Annotated in this window: 17 protein-coding genes and 1 pseudogene; 4 read left to right on the forward strand and 14 right to left on the reverse strand. The window is 27.7% G+C overall.

The features are described from left to right. Positions 1-460: 460 nt before the first annotated feature. Both KQI30_RS14350 and KQI30_RS14355 read left to right on the forward strand, forming a co-directional pair. Positions 461-907 (forward strand): LytTR family DNA-binding domain-containing protein, encoded by a 447-nt coding sequence (locus tag KQI30_RS14350; protein ID WP_216464039.1) that lies wholly within the window; start codon positions 461-463, stop codon positions 905-907. Between the two features lie 11 nt (positions 908-918). Beyond that, positions 919-1,362 (forward strand): DUF3021 domain-containing protein, encoded by a 444-nt coding sequence (locus KQI30_RS14355; protein WP_216464040.1) that lies wholly within the window; start codon positions 919-921, stop codon positions 1,360-1,362. 335 nt (positions 1,363-1,697) lie between these two features. Here KQI30_RS14355 and KQI30_RS14360 read toward each other — a convergent pair whose 3' ends face one another. The 14 genes and pseudogenes from KQI30_RS14360 to KQI30_RS14425 all read right to left on the reverse strand — a co-directional run bounded on the left by KQI30_RS14360 (position 1,698) and on the right by KQI30_RS14425 (position 20,688). After that, positions 1,698-2,432, reverse strand: coding sequence for a DUF2935 domain-containing protein (locus KQI30_RS14360; RefSeq protein WP_367397863.1), 735 nt, complete (start codon positions 2,430-2,432; stop codon positions 1,698-1,700). A gap of 262 nt (positions 2,433-2,694) precedes the next feature. Continuing rightward, on the reverse strand, positions 2,695-3,204 hold the full coding sequence (locus KQI30_RS14365; RefSeq protein ID WP_216464041.1) for a GNAT family N-acetyltransferase: 510 nt from the start codon (positions 3,202-3,204) through the stop codon (positions 2,695-2,697). Positions 3,205-3,360: 156 nt separating this feature from the next. Beyond that, a pseudogene (locus KQI30_RS14370) lies at positions 3,361-4,064 on the reverse strand (alpha/beta hydrolase). Between the two features lie 794 nt (positions 4,065-4,858). Next, a complete protein-coding gene (locus KQI30_RS14375) occupies positions 4,859-5,716 on the reverse strand; it encodes an AraC family transcriptional regulator (protein WP_216464042.1) in 858 nt (285 codons plus the stop codon). A gap of 185 nt (positions 5,717-5,901) precedes the next feature. Continuing rightward, positions 5,902-6,582 carry a Crp/Fnr family transcriptional regulator gene (locus KQI30_RS14380; RefSeq protein WP_216464043.1) on the reverse strand — a complete coding sequence of 227 codons (681 nt, stop codon included), beginning with the start codon at positions 6,580-6,582 and terminating at the stop codon, positions 5,902-5,904. Between the two features lie 15 nt (positions 6,583-6,597). Continuing rightward, positions 6,598-7,857, reverse strand: coding sequence for a hypothetical protein (locus KQI30_RS14385; protein ID WP_216464044.1), 1,260 nt, complete (start codon positions 7,855-7,857; stop codon positions 6,598-6,600). Between the two features lie 273 nt (positions 7,858-8,130). After that, positions 8,131-8,376 carry a hypothetical protein gene (locus KQI30_RS14390; protein ID WP_216464045.1) on the reverse strand — a complete coding sequence of 82 codons (246 nt, stop codon included), beginning with the start codon at positions 8,374-8,376 and terminating at the stop codon, positions 8,131-8,133. A 59-nt stretch (positions 8,377-8,435) separates the two neighbouring features. Then, positions 8,436-10,538, reverse strand: a complete 2,103-nt coding sequence (locus KQI30_RS17240; RefSeq protein WP_253287525.1) for a hypothetical protein — start codon at positions 10,536-10,538, stop codon at positions 8,436-8,438. Positions 10,539-10,944: 406 nt separating this feature from the next. Further along, positions 10,945-12,720 (reverse strand): O-antigen ligase family protein, encoded by a 1,776-nt coding sequence (locus tag KQI30_RS14400; protein WP_216464046.1) that lies wholly within the window; start codon positions 12,718-12,720, stop codon positions 10,945-10,947. Between the two features lie 39 nt (positions 12,721-12,759). Then, positions 12,760-14,613: a hypothetical protein gene (locus tag KQI30_RS14405; RefSeq protein WP_216464047.1), complete on the reverse strand. Its 1,854-nt coding sequence runs from the start codon at positions 14,611-14,613 to the stop codon at positions 12,760-12,762. 116 nt (positions 14,614-14,729) lie between these two features. Continuing rightward, positions 14,730-15,824 carry a DUF116 domain-containing protein gene (locus KQI30_RS14410; RefSeq protein WP_216464048.1) on the reverse strand — a complete coding sequence of 365 codons (1,095 nt, stop codon included), beginning with the start codon at positions 15,822-15,824 and terminating at the stop codon, positions 14,730-14,732. 106 nt (positions 15,825-15,930) lie between these two features. Beyond that, on the reverse strand, positions 15,931-17,298 hold the full coding sequence (locus tag KQI30_RS14415; RefSeq protein WP_216464049.1) for a hypothetical protein: 1,368 nt from the start codon (positions 17,296-17,298) through the stop codon (positions 15,931-15,933). A 136-nt stretch (positions 17,299-17,434) separates the two neighbouring features. Further along, the gene (gene metE, locus KQI30_RS14420; RefSeq protein ID WP_216464050.1) at positions 17,435-19,687 is read right to left on the reverse strand and encodes a 5-methyltetrahydropteroyltriglutamate--homocysteine S-methyltransferase; all 2,253 of its coding nucleotides are present in this window, start codon (positions 19,685-19,687) and stop codon (positions 17,435-17,437) included. A 92-nt stretch (positions 19,688-19,779) separates the two neighbouring features. After that, on the reverse strand, positions 19,780-20,688 hold the full coding sequence (locus KQI30_RS14425) for a LysR family transcriptional regulator (protein WP_216464051.1): 909 nt from the start codon (positions 20,686-20,688) through the stop codon (positions 19,780-19,782). Between the two features lie 410 nt (positions 20,689-21,098). On the opposite strand from KQI30_RS14425, the gene rpsD reads away from it, so the two are divergent. Together rpsD and tnpA are read left to right on the forward strand one after the other, a co-directional pair. Then, a complete protein-coding gene (gene rpsD / locus KQI30_RS14430) occupies positions 21,099-21,698 on the forward strand; it encodes a 30S ribosomal protein S4 (protein ID WP_216464052.1) in 600 nt (199 codons plus the stop codon). Between the two features lie 202 nt (positions 21,699-21,900). After that, on the forward strand, positions 21,901-22,054 hold a 154-nt coding region (tnpA, locus tag KQI30_RS17700), incomplete at its 3' end, for an IS66 family insertion sequence element accessory protein TnpA (RefSeq protein WP_437177737.1).

Raw genomic sequence — 22,054 nt, forward strand, 5'->3', positions numbered from 1 at the left:
GCTTTAGAAAATCTAATGCCTTGGGCAAATAATCTTCCTGACAATCTAAAAGTCAAAATCAAGAAATAAATAAATCCCGATAGGGCTTTAAATCGCCCTACCGGGATATTTTAATATATTTTTTAAATTGATAAAAGGTACCAAAACTTTGACGCTTACGAACTTTCTTAAATTAATGCACATAATAAATAAAAGAATGGCTATAATGAACCATTCTTTTATATGTTTAAAAAGGAAAATGATTTGAAAAAAAACTAACTATTATCATTAACTATAAGTATAATATATCAATTTTTTGTGTCAGTATTATGACAAAATAGAGAAATATTTATGAATACCAATATTACATCTTATCTTAAAAAACATACCACATATATCATAAAATTTACCATATAAATCAATACTATGGATTTAATGGGAATGTATTGATATAATTTAGTCAAATAAGAGAGGTGATTCAATGAATATCGAACTTGATATAGATGAAAGTTATATCAAACCTAAAGCTGTAATCCATACAAAAGAAATTACTGATGAAGTAACAAACGCTTTGCATATCTTATCAAATATAAAAGATACTGCAAATAAACTCTTAGGTTATAAAGATGGAACAATTGTTCCTCTTGATACAAATATTATTGTTCGCATTTTTTCAGAAAACCAAAAAACTTATTGCGAAACTAAGAAAGAAACTTTGATTATCAAATTACCATTATATAAAATAGAAGACCTTCTTTCATCTTCAAATTTTATACGAATTTCACAATCAGAAATCATAAATTTTAACGAAGTTGAAAACTTAAATATGACTTATAGCGGGACTATTGTAATTTTATTTAAGTCAGGAAATAAAAGCTACGTATCCCGCCGTTACATTAAGAAAATCAAAGATTATTTAGGAATATGAGGTGTTATTTTATGTTAAAGAAACTATTGCTTCGTTTATTTATTGGCTTTACTGTAGGTACTTTTATTAATACAACTATTGCTATTATTGCTTCTATAATTGTAAATGATGGTAATTACTATGCTGCTAATCCCAATATAGCTTCTACAGAAATTTCTGCTGTCATTATTCAATTTATTCTATCTGGAATCCTTGGAGCTGCCTTTTCTGCAGGTTCACTTATATTTGAAAGCGATAGTTTATCCCTTTTATCACAAACTATACTTCACTTTTTAGTAGCTTCTTTAGCCATGTTACCAATTGCATATCTTTGTAATTGGATGAATCATTCCATATTAGGATTTATTCAATACTTCTCAATATTTGTAGCCATTTATTTTATTATTTGGTTAACTCAATATATAACTTGGAAAAAACGACTAGCTATTATTAATAAAAAACTAAAAAATAATTAATATTATGGATGGATTACTATAATTAACCAAAAGCACAAATAATCTATTCTCAACACCAATAATTTACAAAAGAGTTTATTAAATACTTAAAAGAAGGTTTGTCATAGCACTTAATTTACGTATACTACAAGTTAAGGGAACCTTTTGTCAGAGTTCCCTTGAATATAATATATTATAAACACTATTCTTAAATATATCCTACTTTTACTGCATATTCAAATTTATATACTAATACACCATTGTTAATCGCTACTATTATTTCATCCATTTCCTTTATTTTAAATTGTATGTGCTAAACAACAGTTACCAACGACACCTATAGATACTTATTTAAACTATTTTTGCTCCGATAACCTAATATAATGATTTGCTTCTCTTAATACATGATCTGCTAACAATGGAATAATCAAACTACTAATTGTCCTATCTGTCATTTCCCTAGCATCACACAATAACTTTGAATATTGCTGTGCAAAATTATCAGCAGTCATAATCAAATCATTTTCTGTAGGATCTAAAAATCCTCGAATAAACAAAGCGTGTTCCATCATGATTTGATTCCAGAATAACTCAATTTCCCTCAAATCGTCCTGTTTACACCTATTTCCCTCTTCTAAGTTCATAATATATTTTTCATATAACTTTGCTTCACGGATAATGTGTTCTATTAATAATGGGTAATTCATTTTAAACATCTTACACTGCAACACATTCTTTAATGTCTGCACTTTAAAGCAAATTAATCCTTTTAGCAACTCTAAACAACGTTGATTGATTCGTTCTACTCTTTTTACCAAGTCACTATTAATTTTGCTTATTTTTGACCCAATATTTTCCCATAATTTAGCTTCCAACTTAGTTATATTTTCATCAATCTCACTTCCTGTAAGATGGCTTGTTTTTCTCTCAGAAAGAAGAGTATATTCTGTTATTACCTCACCTGCTTTAAATATCTTGTCATCTACAACACCTTCACTACAGCTAATTACATCATACAACAATTTTTCAAATGCTTTTTTAAATTTGCTTGCTTCTTTTATATAATTACGATTAGCTTGTGTATATCCCACTTCTAAAAAAATGAATGTTCTTTCATAATTCTTCCAAAAATAAATACAACTCTAAAGATGATATTACATAGTAATTCATAATTACTCCTTAATTAATACAATCATTCTTTATAGCATATGCATATAGTTATATTTTGTTATCAACTTTCTATTAATCTTTCCCCCGATATTCTTCAGTATTTATACTGGGGTACCTTTCAACTATATCTTTGAGTAAATTTTTACTTTAATTAATCACTTCATGTTTAAAGGCAATAAAAAGTTATAATATTTCCATCTCAAATGCAAATTCATGTAATACAAGATCATCGTCAATTATTTCATCATAAATTCCATCAACTCTTTTAAATCCACTTTTTATATAAAGATTTATTGCAGGTTTATTTATATCTACAACAAAAAGCCTTACATATTCAGCTCCATTATCTTTTGCAGTATCAATTGCCTTATTAAGCATTAAACTGCCAATTCCTTTTCTCAAATAATTGACATTAACTCCAAACCTATCAATGTATAGTGCTTTAGCATGTTTATTTTGCCATTTCACATAGCCCTCTCCTGCATTTGAATTACATAATGCAAATGCAGAAACTATCTCATTGTTTTCCTCTAAAATATAAAGACGATTATTTGCAATATCATCATAAAAAAATTCGCATGGATAAATTTCATCCCAAATTTCAATATTATTTATATTCATATTATTAATTATTCTTTTGTATACATCCTTAAGCTGTGGCAAGTCATCTATGTTAGCCATTCTAAAATTCATCCTACAGTACCTCCATTTATTTTAACAATAACTCTTTTCTCATACCTTTATTTATCGTATAAATTCATTTATATTTTTGTCTTTTTCTATATATGGTTTACCTGAATTATATCCTGCTTTAAAAACAATATAAACTATCTATAATTGCTAAAATCACTAACTAATATTATCACTTAACCAACTTCTAAATACTTTTAACTGTTCTTCTGTATGAAAATAATGCTCTCCTGTCTCCACAACTTCTAAATCACAATGAAACTTTTGAACAAAATAATTAATAGTTTCAAATTCACATAAATCATCCTTTGCTCCATACATGATACATGTATCAATATTCCACATATTAATAGGATGCTCTTTTACATAGCAGAAATAATCCCAATACAATTTCTCACCAACAGGTGTCTCTATCATAGCTTCTTCTTTTAGACGTTCTGGTGTTACATTAAACCATTTCATCATATTCTCAATAAGTCGTTCCATATTAACTACAGGAGACAAAATAATGATTTTTTAATAATATCATTTTTATAAGCTAGAAGACTAAAATAAGCTCCCATACTACAAGCAAACAAGCTTATATCCTGCCAATGTTCTTTTGCATACTTCCCAATTATAGTCAAATCCTTAACACAAAATTGTACCTTACAAGGAGTCCTTTCACTTTTTCTCTCTCCATGTTCTGGTAAATCAAAACTTAGTACTTGATACCCCTTTTTGACAGCTTCTTCAGCTAAAATTTCAATCACTGTATCTTCCTTATTTGACATATTTCCATGTACTGCAATAAAAAGTTTTTCACTCTTTTCTCCCCATAAAACTGCGGGAATATTATTAATCTTAAATTTATATTTAATCATATCTCCTCCTAATTATGTATGTAAAATCTTTATTTACTTGTTGTCATTTATTACTTCAAAATAATCTAAATTATCTATATCATCAATTTGCCTTCTGATTCTTTATGTATTATCATCTAATGCTCTTAATACCTTAGTGTCATAACTGCTTTTACTATAATACTCTTGTCATGCATTATAATCCATATATGTAATTTTATCTATCTTATAATGTTTTATATAAATCATCTCCTAATTGAATAACTTTCTTATCATAAATTTATCAATCTATCTCATATGTATTCCTCTATGATTTCTCATTGAAAATAGTAATTCTATGAAGCTTTTATAATAAGGAATAAATTATTCTGCTAAAAATATATCCAGATTTAATATTAGTTCTTTGGTGTTCCCGCAATAAGAAATAAATTCTTCAAAGGACGGTTTTTTCTTCTTCTCTAACATTCTTTCAAACATTCTTATCATATCATTTATACCATATGAAACTTATTTATAATTCACCACTGGAACGCTTATCCAATTTATAGAATTATTATACACCTTTTACCATACCATTGAATATATCGTTTTTATTATTCTAAAAACTAACATTACTTTCCTCTACTAAACACACAAATGAGTCAGAAATCAAAGTGCGGCAGTTTTTTCAGCAAAATAGAATATCAAGGCACAAGTATATATCAGTGCACTGTGAACTTCCTTAACTATGCACTGAATTGTGTCATAATAAAAGGAGATATCGCTAACAACTTTTCATTTGTTAATGCGATACCTCCTTAGCATCTAAATATTAACTACTTTCTCTTTACCGGAATCCAAACTTCACTATAATAATTTTTGTCTGAAACTCCCTTTTCATATCCCTTAGGATCACTATATACTTCTATATTATATCCTGCAGCTATTTCATAATCCCTACAATTAGGCAACCACTCAGAAAATATTTTCTTGTTAGTTTCTTGTAGTGATATTGAAGCTGGTCCATAACATGGAAAAATAGCCCATGTAAACTTAGGTATTTCTTTAACTATACATCCTTCAATACCATCTTTTTCTTTTGAATAGTCTTCAGCAATAATATACTGAAATTCATCACCACTCATATTCTCGTCAATGTTAATACCATACATTCCACATATATCTTTTAACTTTCCTTTTGAAATGTGCTCATTCCAAAAGAAAGGTACGTCCATAAACGCAGAATCATACTTAAATTTTCTAGCTACCCCTACAACCTTAAATGAATCCTTCTCAACTATCTTATAATCCATAATATATCCACCTTCCAATGAAAATTTAATCTTAAGAGAAGCAAAAGATTTTATCATTGCACCCTCTTTACGAACTGCGGATGGTGTAACCCCATGAAATCTTGTAAAAGCCTTAGTAAAGCTATCTGGTGAATCATAACCATACTTCATTGCAATATCTATTATTTTTTCCTTAGTAGTTAAGACCTCACTGCCGGCAAGTGTGAGTCTTCTTTTTCTAATATAATCACTTACAGAATAGCCACATAACATTGCAAATCCCTTTTGAAAATAGAACGGAGAAATGTTTACTCTATTTGCAATTTCATTTATTGATAACTCTCCTGTGATATTATCTTCAATATAAGCAACAGCTTCCCTAATACTCTCAACCCATTCCATATTCATACCTCCAAATCAATTCGTTAATCTAATGTTATCATCATTGGAAATTAACATCCCGACTTTTTATGCTTTCTTTTGTCCTATAATATTTAACTTCATGTCATTATTATTTGCTACAAAAATACCTGTATTAAATATAGATAAAAAGTGCTGAAAACATCTCAGCACTTTATCTTCATCTATTAATCTAATAAAATTTCCTCTAAGCTATCTATATCAAGTATCTTAATAGTTTTTCTATCAAAATCAATAAGTCCCATATCTCTTAGATTTATTAACTCTCTAGAAAATGATGGTCTTGGAACCCCTAGCATTGCTGCTATGTTTTCCTTATTTCCACTTAACTCTATTCTATCAGTATCTTGCTTTTTTCTTTCTTCTAAAATGTAATCAACTATTTTATGTTTTATGCTCTTAAATGAAAGTCTTTTTATTTTAGAATTTAACAATATAACTTTATTACTAAGAAGCGCCATAAAATTTTCTAGTATCTTCTCATACTTGCTACATAACTTTATCATATCAACTTTATTAATATAGAAAATTTCACTTTCTTCTATTGCCTCTATTGTTGCAGGATAATTGTGATTTTTTGAAAATACCAATGCTTCTCCAAAAACCTCTCCAACTCCAAATTTACTTAATATAATTTCTTTTCCACAACTATATATTCTCTTTATCTCTATATTACCACTAAGTATAAATCCAAGTGCATTACACTCCTCTTCTTCCTGAGCAATAATTTCACCTGAATTATATTTATTAATATAGTAATCTACTTCAGAAATTATCTGTTCTATTGTATCTGTATCAATTTCATTAAAAATTTCATTTTTCAGTAGTTTATCAATTAATTTTTCCATTACGTTCTCTCCATTTTAATAAATATAACTGTTTAATAGTTCTGTAAATACCATTGATCCTTGATAATTTAAATGTCCAAAATCATAATAATATTCTCTCTTAGCAGATATAGCTTCACAATCCTTAAAATCTAAAACCTCAAACTTATATTCTTCTTTAAACTTATCCAAAATGTCATAAAACTTTGGTTTCCAATCTAAATCTTCCTTTTGCACTTTTATTTCTCTTTCTATATACTGTGGAATTAAAACTAAATATACTTTCATATCTTTGTTTAACTCAAATATTGTTTTTAACATTTCATTAAATATTTCAATATTTTCCTTAACAGTCTCACTAAACATATTAACAGCGATGCTATTTGGCATGTCTTCTGATTTTAACTTTTCTATTTCTTCATCAGTTATCACTCTTTCTCTCTCAACTCTAGTTCCAAAATCGCTGACATATCTATCATAAATACCTATTCTTTTAAAATCCTCATTTATATCTACATTATCCATATCAAATAAAGAATTATATATTTCTTTTCTTGCCCTTACATCTTCTCTTGAATACTTCTCTCTAGCATCTTTTTCATATTTTTCTTGTATTTTAGCTAATTCCTCTGATATAGTACCATCAAAGTTTTTATTTTTAGCAAAATTATGGCTTTCATCATCTCTATATCCACTTAGTTCATAGTATAACACAGCATTTTTAGTAAGTGATATATCATAATTAAAATATATATAAGTAAACATATCTATTACGACATATTGTAAATTTTCTACTTTCTCTCTATAGTTTTTTATTAAATGCTTTAATTGTTTCAAATTATAATACAAATCTTGAGAAGGTATTGCAAGATTGCAAAAGTTTTTTTGAAGATACTTAGGATTAATCCCACACAATCCATGGCTAATACCTAATATAATACCATCTAACGGCTTGTTAACATTTGACATTATTCTATCAATCTTTTTTACTGGAATATCTAACTTGTAACTATAGCACTCCATATAGATATCAAAGAAATCAACAATTTTTTTACTTTCAATACCCAATTGCTTTAAGTCTTCATGAGCTACTTTTCTCACTTCTGTAGATTCAATAGTTATAACAATATAATCAAAATTTAAATCATTAATAGATTCTTTACTGTAAACATTAAATCCATTATATACTTTCCCTTTATAAAATTCATCAACATAACCTATAATTTTGTGCTCTTTTTTTAAATATTTTTCTGCTATTAAATGCCCTCTTTCTAATCCATACAATAATATTTTCATTTTCAATCACCCCAAAATAATATAATCATAAATATAATTATAATACATTTATTGATTATTTTAACTATTTTTTTAAAAAAATCTACTATTTATAACAAAAAAATATTAAAACTTCTATATATGCAACTTATTCTACCCCATCTTTCAAATTTCCCATTTAAAGTTTGTAATTCACTCTTATAAATAAATTTCTTTTAAAAATAAAATAAGCTGTTACAAAAGAAACTATAAAGTAACTTTTTAACAGCTTTCATTTCAATTATTATATTTTTTCTAGTCAACATAATTCATATACTCGCCTAAATCCTTAAGAGTCTTAACATACTCCCCTACGCCATATATTATCCAAGCTAACGGCATATAAATTATTAGGAAACCGACTGATGCCAAAATTCCAAAAATCAACTCCCCTGTTATTGCTTTAACTAAAAAGCATGCACCAACAGAAGCTATAATAGAAACAATAAAAATAACACTAGCTAGTTTTGTAAGCTTATTTCCAACATTTTTAATAAGCATTGTTGTCTCCCCCTACCTCTTCGTAAAAAACACTAAACTTTACGTTTAGTGCCTAATTATTATTGTGCTTTTATATTGAACCATCCTTCAACTTCACATTGTCCATCATTATTTTCTCCTGTTGCTACTACTGTTCCATCTTTTTCAATACCAACAGTATGAACATCTCCAGCATCAATAGCAACTATGTCAGACCATTCTGTAACTTCACATTGCTCATAAGCATTATATCCTGCTGCTAATACTTTCCCATCAGCTCTTAATCCAACAGTATGATATCTACCACATTCGATACCAACAATGTTTGCCCAACTTGATACATTACATTCTTCATATTTATTTGATCCTGTTGCAAGTACTGTTCCATCAGCTCTTAAACCAATAGTATGATATCTACCACATTTTACTGAAACAACATTTGTCCAATCTGAAACATCACATTGTTTATAAGTATTGCTTCCTGTAGCTACCACTGTTCCATCAGCTCTTAAACCAACAGTGTGATCATTACTTGTAGACACTTCAACAACATTTGTCCAGTTTTCTACATTACATTGACCATCTTCATTATATCCTTTTGCAAGTACTGTTCCATCTGCTCTTACACCGATAGTGCTATATTCCGCAATGGCAATAAATACAACGTCTCTCCATGTAGATACATTACATTCTTCATATTTATTGTACCCTACAGCTAATACTGTTCCATTACGAGTTAATCCAACAGCATGTGAATTACTAATCTTAATATCAACTACATCAGCCCATTTATCTACTTCACATTGACCATCTTCATTACTTCCTACAGCAATTACACCACCATCACTCTTTAATGCAATAGTGTTATAATCTGAAGATGATATTGCTACTATATCTCTAAACTTACTAACATTACATTGATCATATTTATTGTAACCTGTAGCAACTACAGTACCATCTTCTCTAATTGCTGCAGTATGGTACCCACTTGTAGTTATATATTTCTTGATTCTATCATAGGTCTCCATGGCTTCGTTTTTTTTAACAGTTCTTATTGCATTGTTTATAGAAGTATCATTTTGGCCTAATATGGGTGACCTCCTAGATCTAGGATCATCCATCGGCTCTCTTCTGCCTCTTAGATCATCCATGGAATCGTGTCTGCCTCTTAAGTCATCCATCGGCATAGAATCTCTTCTGCCTCTTAAATCATCAATAGGCTCCCTAATGGATCTTAAATCATCCATCGGTTCTCTTCTGTTTCTTAAGTCATCCATTGGTTCTCTTCTATTTCTTAGATCATCCATTGGTTCTCTCATTGATCTTAAGTCGTCCATTGGTTCTCTTCTATTTCTTAGATCATCCACTGGTTCTCTCATTGATCTTAAATCGTCCATTGGTTCTCTTCTATTTCTTAAGTCATCCATTGGTTCTCTCATTGATCTTAAATCGTCCATTGGTTCTCTTCTATTTCTTAAGTCATCCATTGGCTCTCTCATTGATCTTAAATCATCCATTGGTTCTCTTCTATTTCTTAAGTCATCCATTGGTTCTCTTACTGATCTTAAATCGTCCATTGGCTCTCTTCTATTTCTTAAGTCATCCATTGGCTCACTCATTGATCTTAAGTCATCCATTGGTTCTCTTTGTCCTCTAACTTCACCAGTGATTTCTCTTCTATTTAATCCATTTGTATTAAAGGTATCATTTCTTCTTGCATTTCTGTCAATATAGTCATCATTTGCATTTGCTCCCGGATATCTTCCATCATCTTCTACATCTTCTAGAGCCCTTACATTGATTCTACTAGTAGCCTCTTTAACTTCTTTTCTCACTTCTTTAACTTCTTTAGCTATTTCATTGGTTAGAATATCTTGCATTCCTAAGATATCTTTAGTAGTTGGTGTGCTTGATTGTCTAAGCATCACTTTCTCTAATGTTTCTTCATTTCTTTTCATTGCTTGTGACATTTCTTTTGTCGCAAGTACTAACTCACCTAAGCCACAAACAGACCAAGAAACTGGAATGTATATTATCATAATAGCTACAACGGCAGCAATCCCATATATAGGATTATTTGTAACATTTGATACTAATGCGAATGCCCCTCCAGATACTACAATGGACACCCAAAACAGTGCTTCGCCTAATACTGTTAGCTTACTCCCAACATTTTTAAACATTTTTCCTCCCCCTTTGTTTTTAATATTCAACGCCCTTATGCAAATTGCCTAACTATTTACTTTTTTACAATACCTATTATAAATTCTACAATATTTTATTGTAATTTACAAGTATACCTATATATTTTATTATTTTCTTTTTCGTTAACCATATTCATGCATTAAATATCACCATTTTTTTATTAAAATCCATATAAAGCATCATTATATTTCTTCTATGTATATTGATTTTAAAATTTTATATGAATATTGTAATATATTAAATAGTTTATAATATGTATATCGATACTTTTATTTTCATCTTAATAATATTTTAACTTTTTTTATCTAATACTCATAAAAAAATGCAAAATAAAAAAGAACTACGTCAAAATATAAATTTATCATGACAAAGTTCTTTTCATATTTAATAAAATCTTTTCTTTGATAACTCGCTTCTACGCTCTTGTATATCATTATACTTTTTCATAATCTTATTGCATTTATCTTCATAATTTGTTCCAGTATCTTCTCCAACTTTTCTAAGCATATTACAATAACTTTCATATACCTTTAAGTTGTATTTTTGTAGTTCTATATTTTTTTCATAATAATATGAAGCCTTATCAACATCATTTAACTCTCCATAGGCTGTAGCAAGATCACCACAAATATATATTTGTCTATTTTTTGAACCCATATGTTCTTCTATAGCTGCAATTCCTTTTTTTAAGTTTTCAGTATTATTATCCTCTGCATAAAGTCCTACATACCCTTTGAACTGAAACTCTGATCCTATATTATCACCAATTGTAACATGCTCCATAATCTTACCAATAGATATTGTTCCTTTATAATATCCATTTGCAAATAACATCTGTGCTGAAAAATTCATAATTGATAATATAGATATATATAATGATATCACCGTAACAGGAATAAAAAATGGTTTTATATTAATTTCTATATTTACATTTTCTTTCCCAACAAATCCTACAATAAGAGCCAAAGTAGCTATAGTAAACATATATGCAAAATTAAAATCAAGAATACTATGACAATATATTGTAAGATATAATGCTATATAATAAAACTTTCTCTTATGTGATCCTTTCAAAATAGCAATAAGTCCTGCTATGAATACTAATATAAATGATATTAATCCTAGCCACCCCATATCATATAGTGCTTGACCAAATGCATTGTGAACATATCTAACATCATAAAAACCAGTTTGAAATGATCCCTGATTATACATATATGTATTAATGCCTCCGCCAAACGGATTTTTATTTATATATCGTATAACATCCTCAAAATATCCTATTCTGAGCTGAAATTCTGGAGAATTAATTGACATTGCTGACAGTCTATTTACTAAATTACTGTTTGTAAAAATAACAACAATTATACTCACAGGAATTGCTATAATAGTTACTATATTTATAATCTTCATATACTTATCATTAACAGTGTAATAATATACTATTATTAATATTGGCAATACTAACGCTATTGCTATTCCAATCTTTTCTATTAAAAGATACATCGCTGTAGATATCATTATGTTAAATATAAAAATAAAATTCCACTTTTTATCCTCTCTTTTATAAATTACTATATCAATAACTACAAATATAGCCAAATATAATAAAGAATTTCTTGATCCAGTAAATAATAATGCTAAAACAAAAACAATATCTAAAATTTCTTTTAGAGAATCTTTTTCTCTTATTCTATTAAAATACAATGCTATAATCATTACTAACGCATAACTATTAGCATATCCTATATTCCCATCAATTCTTCCTTCTAATATTCCACCTTTAGATATTGCTCCCTGTAAAACAATATAGAATATAGAACCTATGGCAATAACATACGTTGATACTTTTAATAACTTCTCTTCTCCACCTTTAAAGTATGAAAATATCAAATATAAACTTATTAATGATATGTAGAGAGAAACTCCCTGCAATGAATCGATCGTTAATCCTGTTATAAATAATGACAGAATTGATACTATACCCAAAATTGAAATAGATATTAAGTATATCTTATTTCCTTTAAATTTCTTTAATGTAACTAATCCATAAATGGCTACTAATAATATCAGTATTCCATTAACATTATCTTGATTCATATACTTATATGGCGCTAAAAATATTATCGCCGTCATAATGTACAAAAATATATTATTCATTCTCTTCCCCTTCTAAAAAACAACATATTAATAGTAATGCTACATACGTCTTCTAAAAAACACCACTGTACCAATGGATATTAATATAAGTGAAATTATTGATAGTGTCTTTATACTTATTATTGATCCTGTTTCCTCAAGAACCTCTTGTGTTGGTACAGCTACTGTCTCAGCTACAATGAATTTTGAAAAATGATTAGTATTAAAAGTAACATTGTTTCCTTCAACTCTACTAGACATCATTTCAAATTCTCCGCTACCCTCATTATAATAAAACACAACTGCTTTCTCTTTATCTACTGACTCCATCTCATTTTCCATTAATGTTAAGCTAATATCACTAGAGCCATCTGCAAAGTTATGTATATCTATTTCACCATTACTATTTATAATTGATAAATTAAAATTAAATATTTTTCCTACTGCTTTTAGATTTTTAATTATGCTATTATTCTCTTCTGTATAAAATCTAAATCTAATTCCCTCTGCTCCATCTAATAACCTTTTATTTATCACTGGAAAAGGAATATTAATCATTGCATTGTTACTAATCTTTAACACCAATGAACCTGTACCATTTTTTATAGATTCTACGTCCTTTATAAAGACCTCTATCCCTCTCATTCCCTGCTCTAATGTTTCATTTAATCCATTAGCACTATTTGCATCAAGGCTTTCTATTGTAACTTTACAAAATCCGCTCCCAATGTCCTCTATGTTGCTAGTTTCAATAACTTTCGTTCCTGCTTGAAAACTATTTTCTTTCTGAATTTCCGATACAGTATTACTATTTTTGTTAATTGATGTATATCCAAATGGTGATGATACTATCATATTATTTTCATCATAAACAAGTAAATGATTCATATCAGAACAAATTTCATATTTTCTTAAAATATTATCATTTTTAATACTAGAAACATACTTCTTATTATTGATACTTTCTATTAACCATACATTATCATAAACATCTTTAGTAAATGATTCTATATCCTCATCATATACTTTCTTCAATATATATTTATTATCCTGAAAATTATATTCAGAAAAACCTCTATCTTCTGAATCCATTTTTATGTACACTTTATCTTCTGTTACTACTATATTATCTCTACTGTAAAAATTGCACCCCTCTATAGTCCCTCTTGTAAGAACTTTTCCATCTTTAATTCTTGTAATACAGTAACTTGAGCTGCTCTCCATAAATTCCACTATATCTATAGTATTATCTTTTTCAAAATATATATCTACATAATTACTTTTAGATACATAATTGCATTTCTTATCTAATATAACAGTATATTTTTCTGAACTGCCATTGTTATAAATAGTTAAAATATAACTATCTATTCCATTACCTTCATTATCATAACTTGTATTTTTACTTATTGTATATTTATCAATATTATCTTTAGTATAATTTGTATTATACTTTTTATTTACCTTTAATAATGTATTTTCTAAACTTCCATTATAATTTTTCTCTTCATTATTTATCTTATCAGATCTTAGTCCATTAGTTTCAAAATTAAACTGTAGCTTCTTAATATTTATATCATCGCTATATACAAATTCACATGTTTCACCTTTAACCTTAAAATCACTAATCCAATGATCTTTAGAAACTTTTGTGATAGGTTTTTCAATATTATTATCTAACAATGATATATTAGTAGTATAACTTTCTTCATCTGAATATTCTTTTGATATATATTGAATAATAGATTTGTTTTTATATGTCATTGCAGACTTTAAATAACCAATATTATAATTAAGATATTTTTCTACATTAATACTATCGTTTTCTTCCATAGCTAAGATATCCCGTGGTATGCTTATAATTGCTACAATATAGACTAAAATTGTAGATATCACCTTTATAAATTTCCTCACTATCAAATCCCCCTAAGTCCTTCATACACATAAAGAAATAATATCATATACAACTTTTCACTTCAACTTTTTTACACATTTCGTACTATTTTTCTTTTTTGGTTTTCTATTTATATCTAACTATATATTTTATTAAATCTTTCAAGACTAATATTAGTACTTACCGCATCATGTCTCCAATGCTTGTCACAACCACAATAATTTAGGGGAACACATTGTGGAATAAATCCCATTCTTAATGCTTTCCAACCTCCTGATAAAAGATTAAGAGGGCAAGCTATACCAATAATACCTACAATTTTCTTATTTGGTACAGTAAACAGTGCAGTCTCATGTGGTATTATTATCGTATCAAAATTTTTCTCTAGTCCTAATTTAGTAATAGTATTTATGTTACAAGATTTTGTACATCCTCTACATCTATATCCTTGATTGACCTTTTCTCTCATACATTTTCTTTCGTAAGCCCTCATGCAATCTGGGAGAAAAACTATTCTATCCTTGCACTTTTTAAATTCTTTCCTGTATACTTTATTCATTATTTCCGCAGCCACCATATTCAGGTGATATTGTATCTCACTTCTTCCACAATAAATTATATCTTCTTTGTTACTGTGGTCTTTTCTATATTGTTTTAAATAGTTATCAACATTCTTAGTGTATGTCCCTAAATACTCTTTCCCTATATTTTTAAACCACTTATTTAATTTACTACAATAAGAAAAAAAAATTCTAATATAAGTTTTATCCTTTTCGTTTAAAAAACTTATCCAATTCTTCATTCTTTCTACTTCTTCTCTAAAATCTCCTGTAGCTTCCATCCATCTTATTACATATCCTAATTCTTTTTCTGTTATCTCACCCTTATATTCTGTGGTCCTACGCAAAATCTTTGTAGCTAAAATTCCTCTTATGATGTCTACCTTCCTTTTACACTTTCCACTTCGAAGCTTTAATAAAATACTGAAAATACCTTTAGGAATATTTTTAAGTTCTATTCCATTTCCTATATACTCATCAATAATAACAGCTATAAAAAGAATTTCAATTCCATACTCTTCTTTACTTCTTCCTTCGCTAACTACATACATAAAATCATCAATGTATCTACTAGCTTCATTAAGTATCTTTTTTGACACAATATCTGATAACTTTTCTACAGTAGAATAATATTGTGAGCAGTTATATATCTCATAAGTATTCCCCTTCATATCCCTCACCCCAAATAAATTTATTCATCACACATTACTAGCTTATATATTAATTATATATAAATGTCGTATAAGAATGTATTATTCCTATACGACATTTCTGATATTATTTTCTTTTTATTGCTAAAACTATTCCTGCACTACTTAGTAATGTTCCTACAAATAGAAGAATGCTTCTACTAAATGGTGAACCTGTTTTTGTCAATGTATCCATGCTATTCTTTTTATTATTTATATTTATTACTTTATCTACATTATTACTTTTATCGTCTATAATTTTATTATTATCATTTTTAGTTGGATTAGTAACTTCATTTTTATCAGTCTTTACTTCTTCCATATCTTCTTTATCGTATGTTTCTTTTCCTACATTTATTGCTGTAAATTTCTCATCTCCTGATACAATTACATTATTGTCATCATATACATTAATAGTATTCATATCAATTAACACTTCAAATTTATTTATCATTTCTGTGCCATCTAATTTAGAAACAAACATACTATCATTATCTTTATTTAGTACCCAAATTTTATTATTAATATCTGTAGTAAAATCAGATACATTTTTTATAGTATCTTTCTTTATATATTTTCCATCTTCTAAAATATATTTTTGTAATCCATCTTTATCTAAGAAATATAAATCATTATCTACCATTTCACTTCTATACCATTTTTCAACTTCACCTTCAAAATCAAAATCGGTAATACTATCTTTTTCTATTTTAGAAATGTAATATTTTGATCCATTTCTACCATCAGTACATTTAAATGTAATAACATTATTATTATATGATATTAATGATGGATATCCTTTTACAGGATAAACTTTAAAGTCACCATAATTTTCACTAATAAAAATATATTGACCCATCGGTGTTATTGTATCTTTGTTTATATCAATGATATATGCATAACAATAATCTAATCTATTTCCTTTTTTATCATAAGATATATAGCTTACTACATCTTCAGCTACCAATTTGTTATATTGATCTTTATATTTCTCAGAAAATATTTTTACAATCTCATCATTTGATAATTGATTTTTATCAATTTTACTAGACTTATTAGTAACAAGGTCATAACTAAAGTCCTCTTCTTTTGAATTTTGCATATGAGTAATATAAGCTTTCTTTCCAATTCTACTACTTAATCCTACTCCTACATTTTTGCCTAAATTCATAATATCCTTACTTGTTCCATCATTAAGTAAGCATAGGTATCCTTTCATTTTGTTCAAATCTAGTAACCCATTATTTTCAGTTTTATCGCCTTCATATCGACTTTCAATATATACGGCTCTATCCTTATACATTGATACTGAACTAATGCTTCCTACATTGTAGTTAAAATACTGTGGCACCACAGTTTCAATAGTTTTCGCGGATACTATATTCCCTATTGGAAATATTGATACTGATATTATATATAACAATATCCATCCGAGTATTTTTTTCATCTTTCCCATTTTCTACCTCCATCATTTGTATATTACTTCTAAATATTATCATTTTTTACCTTATATTGCAACTTACTTTGTATTAAGTAGAAAATAGTCGATAATTATAAAATTATCGACTATTTTAGTAACTTCTTCTTATTCTCTAAATCAATTCTCTTATTTCTTTTGTAGCTTCTACCATATTCCTTAAACTTTCTATTGTTTCCTTTTCTCCTCTAGTTTTTAATCCACAATCAGGATTTATCCATAAGTCTTCCTTATCTATATTCTCTAGTAATTTTTTAATTAAACAAATTATTTCTTTTTTACTTGGTATCCTTGGAGAATGAATATCATAGACACCAGGACCAACTTCTGTATCAAAATTAACTTGTTTTAGATATTCTACAATATCAAGATTTGATTTTGATGATTCAAAAGATATTACATCAGCATCCATATAATCTATATCTTTTACAATATCCCTAAATTCGCTATAACACATATGAGTGTGTACTTGTGTAGTAGCTTCAACTCTACTATGAACTAATCTAAATGCTTTAATTGCCCAATCTAAATATTCAGTATACCAATCTGCTTTTCTAAGCGGTAACTTTTCTTTAAGGGCAGCTTCATCTATTTGAATAATCTTAATTCCTACCTTCTCAAGATCTAAAGCTTCATCTCTAATGGCACATCCTATTTGAAAAGCCATATCTCTTAGTGATACATCTTCTCTCGGAAAAGACCAATTAAGAATAGTTACAGGACCTGTAAGCATACCTTTTACAGGCTTCTTTGTTAAACTTTGTGCATATTTGCTATACTCTACAGTGATAGGCTTAATACGAGTTACATCTCCCCATATTATCGGTGGTTTAACACATCTTGTTCCATAAGATTGCACCCAAGCCTTTTCAGTGAATAGATATCCATTAAGATTTTCACCAAAGTATTCCACCATATCATTTCTTTCATATTCTCCGTGCACTAATACATCTAGTCCCAAATCTTCTTGCAACTTTATAACATCTTTTATATAATTCTTTATTGCTTTGTCATATTCGCTATATGTTATTTCACCTTGTTTGTATTTTTTCCTTGTAACTTTTACATCTTTTGTTTGTGGAAATGAACCAATTGTGGTAGTTGGTAAAATTGGCAACTTGAAAAATTCTTTTTGTATTTTCTTTCTTTCTTTTCTAACTGGTTTTCTATTAAAATCCTCTTCTCCTAATACTATATGTTGGTTCTCTTCCTCTACTCTCTTTTCACTAAAAAGACCTTTATTAGCTTCAAGAAGATTTTCTCCCTCACCACTTAATATTTTTGATAACTCTTCTAGTTCACTTAGTTTTTCCTCTGCAAAAGCAAAATGTTTTTTCTTATCTTCTTCTAAATTCACTTCATTATCTAGTGTATAAGGAACATGTAATAATGAACATGAAGTATTAAGTACAATTTTATCTGCATAGTTTTCTATTTCTTTTACTAATTCTATTGATTTACTATAATCATTTCTCCATATATTTTTACCATTTATTATCCCTGCAAATAATACTTTTTCCTTTGGAAATCCTTTTTCTTTTATCAATGAAAGCGATTGTCTTCCTTCTATAAAATCAATACCAATACCATAAAAATCTAATTTACATACTTCTTCGTATATATCTCTTATATCACCAAAATAACTTTGTAATACTATCTTCAATGATTTCATATTTGTAAACAATCTTGTATACAAGTTAGTAAATAACTTTTTATCATCTTCTGATAAATCCATTACTAAATATGGTTCATGAACTTGTACAACTTCCACACCTAAACTTTCCAACTTTGCAAGAGCTTCAACATAAACATTTAATATATCATAACAAACATCATCTATTCTCTTTTTACCATTAAATCTAGCTAACTTTAAAAAGGTAAATGGTCCTATAATACTAGGTGTAGTAACTATATTTAATGCTAAAGCTTCTTTATAATACTTAACTAAATTATCAACATTACAACTAAAATCCATATCATCTTCTATCATAGGCACTATATAATGATAATTAGTATTAAACCATTTTTTCATCGGTAATGCTTTTACATCACCTTTTTCTCCCTGATACCCTCTTGCCATTGCAAAATAAGTATCCAATATATCTAGATTAAGCCCTTTATATTCTTTAGGAATTGCCCCCAAAAGAATTATAGTGTCTAACATATTATCATAAAAAGAAAAATCATTAGATGGAATAAAGTCTATACCCTTATTTTTTTGTAATATCCATTGTTCTTCCCTTATTGATTTTGCAACAGTTTCTAACTGCTCTTTACTTTCTTCGCCTCGAAAATATCTTTCTGTAGAAAATTTTAATTCTCTTAACTTACCAACTCTAGGATAACCTATTATCGCTTTGCTATACATATTCCTTTTCCTCCCATTAACAACTTAAAAATAATATATCATAACAAAGACGTTATAAGATAATTCTCATTTTCTTTAATCTGTTATAGTTTTTATCTATAACCTACAGTAATATTTTCTAGAATATTAATGTATTCTATTGCTAATTGCGTTAACTTTATATTTTTTTCATTTATCCATCCTACAGTGATAGTTTCTTCACTTTCAATAGGAACAGCTATAATATTAGGTCCATTCAAATCCTCACTAATTATTCCTGTAGAAATTGTATATCCATTAATACCAATAAGTAAATTAAACAATGTAGCTCTATCGTTAACATTTATACTTTTTTTATGGGAAATAGTACTTAATATTTCTTCAGAAAAATAGAATGAATTATATTCTCCTTGTTCAAAAGACAAACATGGATATTCTTCTAATTCCTCTAATTTTATAATTTCTTTCTTTGCTAAAGGATTGCTTTTACTGATAAACACATAAGGTTTTACAGTAAATAATTCATGAAATTCTAAGTTATAATCCTTAAATAACTTATTTAAAACTTTCTCATTGAACTGATTCCTATATAAAATTCCTATCTCACTTCTAAGATTTCTTACATCATCAATTATTTCATAGGTTTTAGTTTCTCTAAGATTAAACTCATACTGATCTAACTGATAATTTTTAATTAAATCTACAAAAGCATTTACTGCAAAAGCATAATGCTGTGTTGAAATAGAAAACTGTCTAACCGATGGCTTAAAATTAAGATATCTTTCTTCTAGAAGTTCCGTTTGCTCAATTATTTGTCTTGCATATCCTAAAAATTCTATTCCTTCTGTAGTAGGTCTAACACCTTTTGTTGTTCTTTCAAAAATACTAATATTAATTTCTTTTTCTAATTCTTTAATAGCCGTTGATAAAGTAGGCTGCGAAATAAATAACTTTTTTGCTGCCTTATTAAAAGATCCATATTTTGAAATGATTAATGCATATCTTAATTGTTGTAACTTCATGCTATTCCCCCCTTGATATCCTATTTGTTAAAAATTATACCATATACAATGTACAACTCACTTCAAATATCATTTCATATAGATTTATCTATATTTTATATCATATCATTATCTGTTATAGTTAAGTGGTGTTATGTATTTTAACTTCTGATACATACATAAAATTCACTTTACCACTACTTATCTATAACAGGTGTTAATATAGATATTTTTACAAATAACACCTCTCCCAGAATTAAGTTATTATCTTGCTATAAAAGTATCTTATATATAGCAAACATTTATAAATATTTTTATATTTTTTAATTATTTTTGTATTGATAATAATTTTCATTTACAAACGTTTCTCAATTTGATATATTTAATACAGGCTTAATTTATCGCGGCAATCTTATTAGGAGATGATGATTATGTCAACAATGTTTGGACCTAGATTTAAGGTCTGTAGAAGATTAGGATTAAATGTTATAGGACATCCTAAAGCTATGAATAGGGCAGTAAAAGGTACTGCAAGAAATGATAAAAAACTTTCTTCTTACGGTACTCAATTACTAGAAAAACAAAGACTTAGAGCCTACTATGGTGTTTATGAAAAACAATTTAGAAACTATGTAAAAAAAGCACTTAAAGAAAAAGATCTAACAGGTTATGCATTAATAAAAATGTTAGAATGTAGACTCGATAATATTGTATACCGTCTTGGCTTTGCCTCCTCAATAGCACAAGCTAGACAAATGGTTAACCACGGACACATTTTAGTTAATGGAAAAAAAGTAGATATTCCTTCATTCCAAGTTTCTGTGGGAGATGTTGTTTCTTTAAAAAGTAAATCACAAAAAATTGAACTTTTTAGAGATAATTTCTTAAATAATATTGTTACCACATTACCCTATTTAACAAAAGACGAGGAGAATTTTTCAGGAACTCTTGAAAGATATCCTAATCGAGAAGAAGTGCCAATAGAGATTAATGAAGTTCTAGTGGTAGAGTTTTATTCAAAACTTCAATAAAGTATAAGTATTATGTAAGCTTTAAAATTTATTCAGCCAAATTTTAAAAACACTCTCAAAAAACTCAAGAGTTATATTCTCCTACAAGTTTTAACTCTTAAGATTTTATACTTTAACAGTAAGCGTCAAAAATTAAGTACCTAGATACTAAAATCTCCAATTGATAAAATTAAGGAAATAACATTTTATCAGGAGGTTAGGTATGTATAAAAAGTTAAGTAATGATGAATGGAGAGAATATATAAATCGTTATTATGCTAGTGATGAAAATTTAACTGTAAAAGATTATTGTGAAGAAAATAATATTAATAAAAGTCAATTTTACTATCATAAAAGAAAAATTGAAGAAAAGGCTA

Origin of the sequence: Clostridium bornimense, from assembly GCF_018917145.1 — a bacterium.
Lineage (GTDB): Bacteria > Bacillota > Clostridia > Clostridiales > Clostridiaceae > Clostridium_AN > Clostridium_AN bornimense_A.